Origin of the sequence: Bradyrhizobium sp. CCBAU 11386, from assembly GCF_028128955.1 — a bacterium.
Taxonomy (GTDB): domain Bacteria; phylum Pseudomonadota; class Alphaproteobacteria; order Rhizobiales; family Xanthobacteraceae; genus Bradyrhizobium.
Genome location: NZ_LBKA01000197.1, coordinates 25,054 through 35,226 on the forward strand (window position 1 = coordinate 25,054; position 10,173 = coordinate 35,226).

Here is a 10,173-nt window from a genome sequence, read left to right on the forward strand (position 1 = left end):
GGGCCGACCGAGGGCCCCTGTGGCGGAACTGGTAGACGCGCTCGACTCAAAATCGAGTTCCGCAAGGAGTGCTGGTTCGATTCCGGCCAGGGGCACCAACTAGGCTGTTCAAGCCCGTTCTAAAGCGTCCGCAACCGTCCGCGCAGCGCTCGGAAACCCTTGAAAAATAGGTACTTCCGCGTACATCGGTGTTCGTCACCGTTTGTTCTCATCCGATCCCAGCCGTCCGATTTGTTGGTATTTTTGTTGGTATCGTGTTGGTATCGGGAGAACAAACGTTCACGGCGACTTTGGCTATTCCCAGCGAAGGAATTGAGCAGATGGCCCGCAAGAACGACGGCGCGTGCGCAAACCCCAAGCAGATCAGGACTGACGTCGACTGCCGCGCCGCCCGACCGAAATTCGACAACGGCGCGTGGAGCCCCGCCAAGATTTCGGACGTGACCGGCGGCGGTCTCTATCTCTTCGTCACGCCGGACAAGAGCAGGCCCGGCAACGCTGCCTCCAGGCTCTGGCGGATGGCCTACCGCTTCCACAGCCGTCAGAAAACCTACTCCATCGGCCCTTACGGCAACGGCAAGGATGGCACGTTCTCGCTTGCCGACGCGCGGCGCGAGCGCGACAAGGCGAAAGACCTGCTCAAGGAGGGCAAAGACCCCAGCACCGAGAAGCAGCTCGACAAGCACAGGCAGGCGGCAGCCCGGCCTTTCGAGCAATGGGCCGACGAGTGGCTCGCGAAGAAGAAAGTGGAGAAAGTCAAACGCGGCAGGATCGTCGCGGTGCGCGACCCCAAGACCATCGAGGTGCTCGAGCTGCGCGTCGGCTACGTCAAGGCTCGTTTCGGCAAGCTGTGCAGGCAGGACATCAAGCGTCCGGACGTGCTCGCTTTCATGCGTTCATACGAAGCCGAGGGAAAGCTGGAAACGCGCGACCGCGCGCGCAGCATCGGTGAGCAAATCTGCGATTATGCCGATGTCGAAGGCGACGGCTACAATCCATTCCGCAACCTGAATGGGCAGATGATTGCCAACATTTCGACGCCGCGTCCCGGCGTCACCGAACCACGCGACGTGACGCGCGTCTTCAAACTCATCAGCGCACCGTGGACGAGAGCGAGGTTTAGTGACGTTGTTGGCCTTGCCTTGCGCTTCGATGCACTGACCATTCCCCGCCCCGGCATGGTCAATGAAATGGAGTGGAGCGAGGTCGATTGGGACGCCGAACGCTGGACTATTCCAGCCGTCAAGATGAAGACCGGTTGGGACCATGTCGTGCCTTTGTCACGGCAGGCACTCGCAATCCTCCGCAGCGTTCAGAAACTGACCGGCCATCGCCGGTACGCGTTCTCCTGCTCGAAGGATGCCCCGCTATCGAACAACACGCTCAACAAACGCTTGCGGCTGCTTGGCATTGACACCAAGACTGATCATTGCGCCCACGGATTCCGGACCACCTTCTCGACCCTGTCTCACCACGAAGAGATCAAGGATGCCAAGGCTTGGGATGGCGATGTCGTCGAGCTGCAGCTCGCGCATCTCGATAACTCTACCGTGGAAGGTCTCTACAAGAAGCACGGGCCGCTCGCACTGATCGGCTCGCGTACGAAGCTGATGCAGCATTGGGCTGATCGGATCGACCACTGGCTCGATCCCAAGAAGGTAATGCCGATCAAGGGAGGCGCGCAGGGTTGAGTCACCTATCATCAGTTGGATAAGTTTCCCAAATTCAATCCGTGGCAAGCTGATGTCGGCGAGAAATGGTCCGCGAGTAGGTTCAAATTCTGGACACGCAATACCCGATTATTGCGATTGGTCGAACAGGAAATCCCCCAGCTTGTTGCATGAAAGACTCTCTGCCGGGGGCGAATGCAAAAGAATGTCAGCAACAGCGGCGACCGGAATTGTGGTCGCCGCCCGGTGTCCATCGTATGCTCAGTGTCCAGCATCGGCGCCCGCCTGGCGAAAACGCGCGACAGACGGTATTACGGCCCTCAATCACCATGTCTGGCCACGATCGGACGAAGGTTGAATTCCGCGCCTCGACGTCGCCTCTACGGGCCATTCGACCTCTGCCGCGATCGCATCGGATGCATTCCGGGGAACGCAGTCTGGCACATTCAGCAATATGAGCGCCCTCGGGCGTCAACGCTCCTCAAGCTCGCAGCGGCATCACGACTCAATGAAAAGGGCGACGCCGGTCAAGCCGGCGCGCCAGTTTGCACGTTACGTCTGGATCAGCATTCCTACAACTCAATACGGTCCGAGTTCAGGGTAGGGACGCGCGTCGACAAAGAGATTGGCGGTCAGCTCAGAAACTTCACGGCGAGACGGCGCTCATCACGCCATACAACCGAGCAATCAATATCTAAGCCAGCACCTGGAACGCGCAGGCCGAAAGCCGCGGGCACGAAAGGCGCGCTATCGATTTGGACGATCGCAGAGGAATCCGTGAGGTGGCGGACCTTGCACCGCACAGGACTGCCGTCGACCAATATCTGCGCAGCATAGACACTACGTCGCCGCCCGTTCGCCACGTCTCGCTGCCCCCCGCTCTAGCGCGCGGGAGGTATTAATCTGCGATTCCAGTCTCAAATGAGGCTAGAACATGGTTTCATTGCTAGGCCGCGAGCTTTTTCTTCAGCGAGGCCAACGCTGCCAGAGCGGCATCCTGCAACGCCACGGCCTGCGCTCGCCGGCTTTGCCATCACCCCAACCGTTCGTGGCAGCACTCTCGCGCGAGGTCAGTGCGCGCTCACGTTCTTAACGGACGACTAAGGGAAAACGCTGGAGACGCGATTGCCTGTATCAGGTTCGGCAAGGCGCGGCACGGCAGAGATCAAGCGCCTGGTGTAGTCTGCGCGTGGATTGACAAATATCTGCTCTGTCTCGCCGCTTTCGACAACACGACCATTGCGCATGACCATCACGCGGTCGCTGAGATGACGCACGACCCCAAGATCATGCGAGATGAAGAGATAGCTCATGCCAAGCTGGGCTTTCAGGTCGCTGAGGAGATCCAGAATTTGCGCCTGAATTGACACGTCGAGGGCAGACACTGGTTCGTCACAGACGATCACCGACGGCCCTGGGGCAATCGCGCGCGCGATGGCGACCCGCTGACGTTGCCCCCCAGAGAGCTCGAGCGGGCGGCGCCCCAAGAAGACAGGCGCTAACCCGACCAGATCCAGCAGCTTAATCACGCGCCTGCGCCGCTCCTGCTTCGGTCCGATGTCCCTGGAAAGGCTGTCGGATATGATGCGCTCAACCGTCCAGCGAGGATCAAACGAGCTCAAAGGATCCTGGTAGATGATCGAGATGGAACGGCGCCTCGCCCTGCGCTCGCGCTCCCTGAGCGCGGTCCAGGGCTGCCCGTCAAACTGAACAGCTCCCTCATCTGGCAGGTCCAGGGCCAGCACCATCCGAGCGGTTGTGGACTTGCCTGATCCGGACTCACCGACAATGCCCAATGTCTCACCAGATCGCAGCTCGAAGGATACGTCGTTAACGACGGTTCGCAAGATGCCGTCCGGACCTTTGAAGCGCTTCACGAGGTTAGTCGCGCCGAGCACAACTCGACTTGCATCGGCGGAGGGCAGCTGCGGCGGCTTTGGCGCCGAGATCGACAGCCGGGTTGCCGGCGTTCGAGACAGGCGCGAGCCGCGCGGACGGTTCGACGGCACTGCGTCGAGGAGCTGGCGAGTATAGGAGTGTTGCGGATCATGGAAAACGTGGTCTGCCGATCCACGCTCGACAACTTCGCCCTCGCGCATGACCATGACGTCGTCCGCAAGGCGCGAGGCCACCGCAAGGTCATGGCTGATCAGGATAAGGGCCTTGCCGCGAGCCTTGGCCCCCCCAAGCAGTGCCAGCACCTGAGCCTGCACGGTCACGTCCAGGGCGGTAGTTGGCTCGTCCGCGATCAGGAGGCGTGGATCGAGCGCAAGTGCCGCAGCGATGAGCGCGCGCTGGCGCTGGCCACCGGATAATTGATGCGGGAGTTGCCGGGCTTTGATCTCGGGATCAGGAACACCGACGAGTTTGAGGAGCTCAAGCACACGCTCATCGAGCTCCTCGCGGGAAGTGACCGCACGATGAAAAAGCAATCCCTCCCCAATCTCTTTGCCGACCTCCCGGAGCGGATCAAGGGAGACCAGTGCATCCTGTAGAACGAAGCCGATTTCCTTGCCACGGATCCGCCGCCAGGCGCGATCGTCGAGTGATGCCAGGTCCATCCCGGCAAAGCTCAGTCGGCGCGCATGGACATGCGCGCGCCGGCCGGCAAGCCCCACGAGAGCGCGAGAGGTCACGCTCTTGCCTGAGCCGGACTCGCCGACAATGGCGAGGCACCGCCCCGGCCGAAGTGAGAAGGACACGCCGCGCACAGCTGTGCCCTCAGGAACATTGCGCCCGAACGAGACCCGCAGCGAATCGACGTTGAGGAGGTCTGTCTGCTGGGAGACAAGCTTCGGAGCAACGTGCAGCATGTCAGGCCTTTCCTTCCAGACGATCTTGAAAATAGCTTCCGAGAATAGTGACGCTGAGGGCAAATACCACGACGGCTAAGCCCGGCATGATCTCCAGCCACCACGCATAGATCACATAGTTGCGTCCGGCGTTGAGCAGCGCGCCCCATTCAGGCGCCGGTGGAGCAACGCCAAGGCCGAGAAATGCGAGGCCCGAGGCCCAGATAATGGCTTGGCCAACGCCCAGCGTCATCATCACCATTAGTGGGCTCATTGCGTTTGGAAGAATGTGCTTCAAAACAATACGCGGATAAGGATGCCCGATCGCCTTGGCCGCCTCCACATAGGCCGCTCCTTTGACGGCAAGGATCTGGCCCCTGATCATGCGCCCATAACCCGGCGCCGTGCCGATTCCGACCGCTATGATTTCGGTCGAGAGCGATGGCCCCAAGACGCTGACGAAGAGAAGCGCGAGGAACAGCGTGGGAAGTGCGAAGAGCACGTCCAGGAGACGACTGAGAACGTTGTCGAGCGCGCCCCCTGCGAGTCCGGCCGTAACCCCGAGGATCAGTGCAATAGACATGCTTAAGCCGGTTGCCCCAAAGCCGATGGCCAGGGACTGACCTGCTCCCTCCACAATCCGGGAGTAGAGATCACGGCCGGATTGGTCTGTCCCCAGCCAGTGCGCGACCGAAGGGGCTCGCAGCGAGGCGGCTAAATCTATCGCCAGCGGATCATGTGTCTGCAGCAGTTTAGGCGCGATCGCCGCGATGATAAAGAACGCCGCTGTAATGGCAGCACCGTAGACCCGTGCGGGAATAGTGCGGGCGGTCGCCCGCCCTCCGCCGAACAGCGAAGACAGGGTGGCTTCGGCAAACGTGCTCATGTCAGTTTGATCCTCGGATCAACCAGCCCGTAGGTGAGATCGACGACCAAGCTGGCAACGACGAACAGACCGGCGGAAATCAAAACCGCCCCTGAGACCACTGGTACGTCTCGTGAAGACGTTGCGGCGACAAGGACGCCGCCGAGCCCCTGGCGCGCAAAAACCGCCTCGATCAAGATTGCTCCAGATAGCAGCTTGCCAAGCGCCCACCCCGACAACGTGATGCCAGGCAAAGCCGCATGACGCAGGACATGGCGGAATCTGACGCCAAGATCTCCCATCCCTCGTGCTCGCGCCGACGTTACGAACGGTTGGTCGAGCACACGCGTGAACTCATGCAGGACCACCTGCCCGAAAAAGCCTGACAACTCCAAAGCCAGTGCGAGCGTTGGAAGAACGAGGCCCGTGGCGGAGTTGCCCCCAACAACCGGAAAAACGCGCAATTGGACTGCGAAGACGACGAGCAGGATGGTCGCCAGCCAGTAAGGCGGCAAGGTTGCCAAAAAGACTTGCATCCCACTGAGCAGCTTAGCCCAGATATTGTCTCTACCGGCAGCAAACAAGGTGGTTAGGATGGCGATAACCCATGCAGCCACGAGTGCTGCGAGCGCCAGCACGATTGTAGGGCCAATCTGTTCTGCGATGATCTCGAGGACCGGCCGATGCTGCTGGTAGGATTGACCGAAATCTCCATGCAGAATGCCCCAGATGTACTTCGCGTACTGGATAACAAGCGGCTGATCAAAGCCGTATTTCGCATTGATCGCTGTAAGCTCCGCGGCGGGCGCCTCTCCGACATTGCCACTCCTCACACTGATGATGATCTGCCCCCGATCGCCCGGCAGCAGGCACTGAATGAGGAAAGTGAAGCTTGCCGAAGCCCACACCACAACGGCACCGGACAGGAACCGCCGCACCAACCAAACAGCTGGATTGTGGGCTGCGAGGTTCACGAATCTCATTTCTTGTCAGTGAAGTTGGCGTCATAGAAGACCGGCTCGCCGACCGACCCACGGTCCAACCAGACGTCTTTGAGATTGCGAGCAGTGGCAACAGTGACGTCGAGAACCGTAAACCCAATCACAGGCGCTTGATCTATGATTTTGCGCTCGGCCTCTTGATAGAGGGCGGTGCGCGACGCATCATCGAAGCTTTGTTCCGCCTTCTGAATGACATCCCACAACGCCTGGTCCTGATAGCGAGATGGATTAAAACCGTTGCGCTGGCCATCCTGGTCCGGCTTCCATGAAATGCGAAAGATCTCAGCGCCCGGCGCAACCCAATACAGGAGCACGATCTCGTAATCGTTGAGCCCGAGATTCTTCCCGGCAAAGAAATCCGCTTGATTTGTTGGCTGAAGGCGCACGTCAAATCCAGCCGCCTTTGCCTGGCTCTGCAGTACCTGCAGTGCCTGCTCGCCATCGGGCTTTAGGAAGGCGCTCGAGTAAGAAATCCGTATGAGAAGTGGCTTACCGTTCTTGACGCGAACGCCGCCCTTGTTGCGCTCGGTCCAACCAGCCCGGTCCAGGAGCCGATTGGCTGTACCAACATCGTACGCATAGGATTGCCCAAACTCGCTGATATATTCCGGCGAGCTCTGGCTGAGCGCACCATTGCCTTCAAATGGCAAAGAGCCCAGGAAGGACGATTCAATGGCAGCCTTTCGATCGGTCGAATATGCGAATGCCTGGCGGACAAGCACGTCGTCAAACGGCGGCCGTGCAGCAAAAAGCGCGAGGCGCAACGGGGTACCGCCGGTAATGTGCCGCAACACGTTGAAGCGTGAGTTGGCGTCCTTCCACGCGACAGCCGGAACGTCATACGCGGCATCGGTCTCACCCGTGAGCAGTGAGCCGTATCGGACCGTCTGGTCCGCCAGGAACTTCCAGTCGATACCATCAACATAAGCCGGGCCCTGGTGCTTTGCGGTGGCCGGCGCCGAATTGTAGTTGGGGTTGCGGCGGAATATGACCTCTCGCCCGTGAGACCACTTCTCAACGATGAACGGCCCCGAACCGACAGGGCTTTCGCAATTCGCAGCAAGGCCCCGCTTGAGTGCGGTTGGCGACAAGATGCCCTGGGACGATTGGGCGAGGACATTGAGCAGCGGCTCAAACGGTGTTTTGAGCGTTATGCGCAAGCTCAGGGGTGCAATAGCAGTTGCCGATTCAAAGCTATCGCTGAGGTAAGGAGCAGCGGTGGGATTTCGAAGATCCGGGTTAGTGCTGAGCCATCCGTTGATATTATCAGCAATGGCCTGCGCATCGAGGGCTGTGCCGTCCGTAAATTTCACATTTGGCTTGATCTCGAACGTATAGACCTTCCTGTCCTCCGAAGTTGCCCAGGACGTTGCAAGCCAGGGGAGTATTTTTCCGTCATTGCTGCGTGCAACCAGATTGTCGCTAAACTGCCGCTGAAGGTACCATTGCTGTACCCAGCCCCCGTACAGGCAAGGAGGCTCTTGGAAGTGGCCGTATCGAATGATGCCTCCGTGCTTCGGATTGTCGGATGAAGCGTTTCCTGCAGAGGCGCCAGGCGGTACAGCAGTCAGCGACAGGCTTGCAACCGATAACAGAACGGGCATCGCCTTTCGCATTCTGTGACCTGTCGGTCGAAGGCTAGACAGTTCCAGCGAGGGTTCGTCCGATCGAGACATATCAAGCTCCACATTGTTTGGTGTAAGACCGCGGCATCAGCCGATCAGACAGTTGCATGCTGTTCTGCAGGCTCGGCTGCGGGGATGCCAAAATGTTCGCGCAGCGTCTCGCCGCGATATTCGGTCCGGAACAACCCTCGCCGCTGCAAGATCGGAACGACATGGTCGACAAAGGCCGGAGTGCCATCTTCGAGCACGTCCGGAATGATGTTGAAGCCATCAACCGCCCCTGCGCGAAACCACTCTCCGATCGAACTGGCAATCTGCTCGGGGGTGCCCACCAGCAGGCGATGGCCAAAGGCTTGAACACTGCCGATGATTTCGCGAACTGTGCGGCCTTGCCGTGCCAAGGTCTCGATCGTGCGGTGATGTCCGACCGAGAACGCAACATGATGTGGATCGGGCAATAGCTCCTCCGGAATGGGCCTGTCCAGGCTGAGCTTTTCGATAGGCACCTCAATGCTTCGCGCCAGAGCAGTCAGGGCCCGCTCCAGATCAAGCAATTCGTCGACATCTTGTTTGCGACGCTGCGCCTCCTGTTCGGTGCCTCCGATGAAGGTGACGAGCCCAGGAAGGATCAGTGGAGCCAAGCGCCGGCCCAAGTGCTGCGAGAGGGAGCGCAGGCGCCCCGCTTCACGCTGTGCCGTCGCGAGATCGCCAGCGGCGGAGAACACAACGTCGGCACTACGAGCGGCAAGGCGCAAGCCAGGATCGGACCCTCCGGCCTGCACGATGATTGGGTGACCTTGTCGTGAGCCAGGGTGAGTGAGCGGCCCGCGGAGAGCGAACGGATTTTTCTTTTCATCAAGTAGCCGGAACTGAGCCGGATTGGCATACACTCCGGATTTCTGGTCAGCGATGATCGTTCCCTCGCCCCAGCTCAGCCAGAGGGCGCGGACGGTTTCGACGAAGTCTTCCGCGCGGCTGTAGCGCTCCTCGCGGCCGAGCTGGCGGCCACCGAAGTTCGCCACCGTTGCAGGGCTAGAGGTCGTGACGGCATTCCAGCCGGCCCGTCCGCCGCTGATGACATCGAGCGACTGGAAACGCCGCGCCAGATTGTAGGGATCGTTATAGGTCGTCGATGCAGTTGCGATCAGTCCGATATGTTTCGTCTCGCGCGCGATCGTGGCGAGGACGAGCGTCGGCTCCAGCCCATTGAGCGGCGGTTGACGAGTAATGTCAGAGGGTATCGCGGGCGTGTCCGCGAGAAATACAGCATTCAGCAGGCCAGTCTCGGCGACTTTCGCGGCCCGAACATAGTGCTCGATGTCGAAGAAAGCGCTTGGATTGGTTCCTGGCCGCCTCCAGGACGCGGAGTGACCGCCCGCGCCGTGTAGATTAAGGCCAATATGCAGCATACGGGTCATAGAAGATTGATTCTCTCGGGACCGTGAATTCAAAGGCAGCTAATTGCGGCCGCAACACTGCGGCCGAATCGGGCGCGGCGCTGCACAGCAGCTAATGATGCGTCGAAACTGACTTGGAACGACGCTCGCGACAGCTGTGAGCGGCGGTGAAACACGAATACAGCGCAACTAGCGTCAGCAGCCCCCCCCTTCTCTGCGTTGCGACTTCATTGCGAACAAGCCACGATGAGTGCCTTCTCTCGAAAATTCCACGGCCGACGCGCTCTGCCGTAGGTGATGGCAAAGCTAGCTGCGCGGCACACGAACGCAATAGTTGCGTATTTCAAAGTAATCGCGCGACTTGGTATTGCCTTCTACGACGATCCCTTCACGTGCCCCTCTGCGCAGGATTTGCGCAGAGTTCTTTGCAGTCGCGCAGGAATTCGTTAATGGCTGGATCCGATGCTCACCCGCGGCTAAGCGTCACTTGCGTACGGATTGGCCTGCGTTGCATAGCGAACCGGATGTAATTCGAGTCTGGCCTGCGAGCGCTGGTCTCGCGCATCGTCGGGTTATTGGAGGGTGCGATGGAACTCTTGCGTCCGGAAATGGACGCGCGCTCCGTAGGATGAGCCCAAGGCGCTGCAGCGTCCTTTGCCCGATGATGCGGTGAAGATCGTCATGCGTGCAAAGCCAAGGAAGACAAGATCGCAGCTTCGTCGGCGAGACATTGGATCTGTTTCCAACTTCAACAGTGGCAAGCCAGCCCAGGACGACTGTCTCGGCCTTTGTGAAATTGGCCATCATGATCGTCTCTCCATAC

The 10,173-nt window shown here is 59.7% G+C and carries 6 protein-coding genes and 1 tRNA gene; 2 read left to right on the forward strand and 5 right to left on the reverse strand.

Annotation, left to right across the window (positions count from 1 at the left end):
* Window positions 1-13 precede the first annotated feature (13 nt).
* Window positions 14-98: transfer RNA gene (locus tag XI09_RS14320), tRNA-Leu, on the forward strand.
* Window positions 99-188: 90 nt separating this feature from the next.
* The gene (locus XI09_RS14325; protein ID WP_271567401.1) at window positions 189-1,691 is read left to right on the forward strand and encodes a tyrosine-type recombinase/integrase; all 1,503 of its coding nucleotides are present in this window, start codon (window positions 189-191) and stop codon (window positions 1,689-1,691) included.
* Between the two features lie 1,079 nt (window positions 1,692-2,770).
* On the opposite strand, the gene XI09_RS14330 is transcribed toward XI09_RS14325, so the two are convergent.
* The 5 genes from XI09_RS14330 to XI09_RS14350 all read right to left on the reverse strand — a co-directional run bounded on the left by XI09_RS14330 (window position 2,771) and on the right by XI09_RS14350 (window position 9,371).
* The gene (locus XI09_RS14330; protein WP_271567402.1) at window positions 2,771-4,483 is read right to left on the reverse strand and encodes a dipeptide ABC transporter ATP-binding protein; all 1,713 of its coding nucleotides are present in this window, start codon (window positions 4,481-4,483) and stop codon (window positions 2,771-2,773) included.
* 1 nt (window position 4,484) lies between these two features.
* Window positions 4,485-5,348, reverse strand: a complete 864-nt coding sequence (locus tag XI09_RS14335) for an ABC transporter permease (protein ID WP_271567403.1) — start codon at window positions 5,346-5,348, stop codon at window positions 4,485-4,487.
* A complete protein-coding gene (locus XI09_RS14340; protein WP_442869590.1) occupies window positions 5,345-6,301 on the reverse strand; it encodes an ABC transporter permease in 957 nt (318 codons plus the stop codon). The genes XI09_RS14335 and XI09_RS14340 overlap by 4 nt, the downstream gene beginning before the upstream one ends.
* 5 nt (window positions 6,302-6,306) lie before the next feature.
* A complete protein-coding gene (locus tag XI09_RS14345) occupies window positions 6,307-7,932 on the reverse strand; it encodes an ABC transporter substrate-binding protein (protein ID WP_271567405.1) in 1,626 nt (541 codons plus the stop codon).
* A 116-nt stretch (window positions 7,933-8,048) separates the two neighbouring features.
* Window positions 8,049-9,371, reverse strand: a complete 1,323-nt coding sequence (locus XI09_RS14350) for an NtaA/DmoA family FMN-dependent monooxygenase (protein ID WP_271567406.1) — start codon at window positions 9,369-9,371, stop codon at window positions 8,049-8,051.
* Window positions 9,372-10,173: the final 802 nt, after the last annotated feature.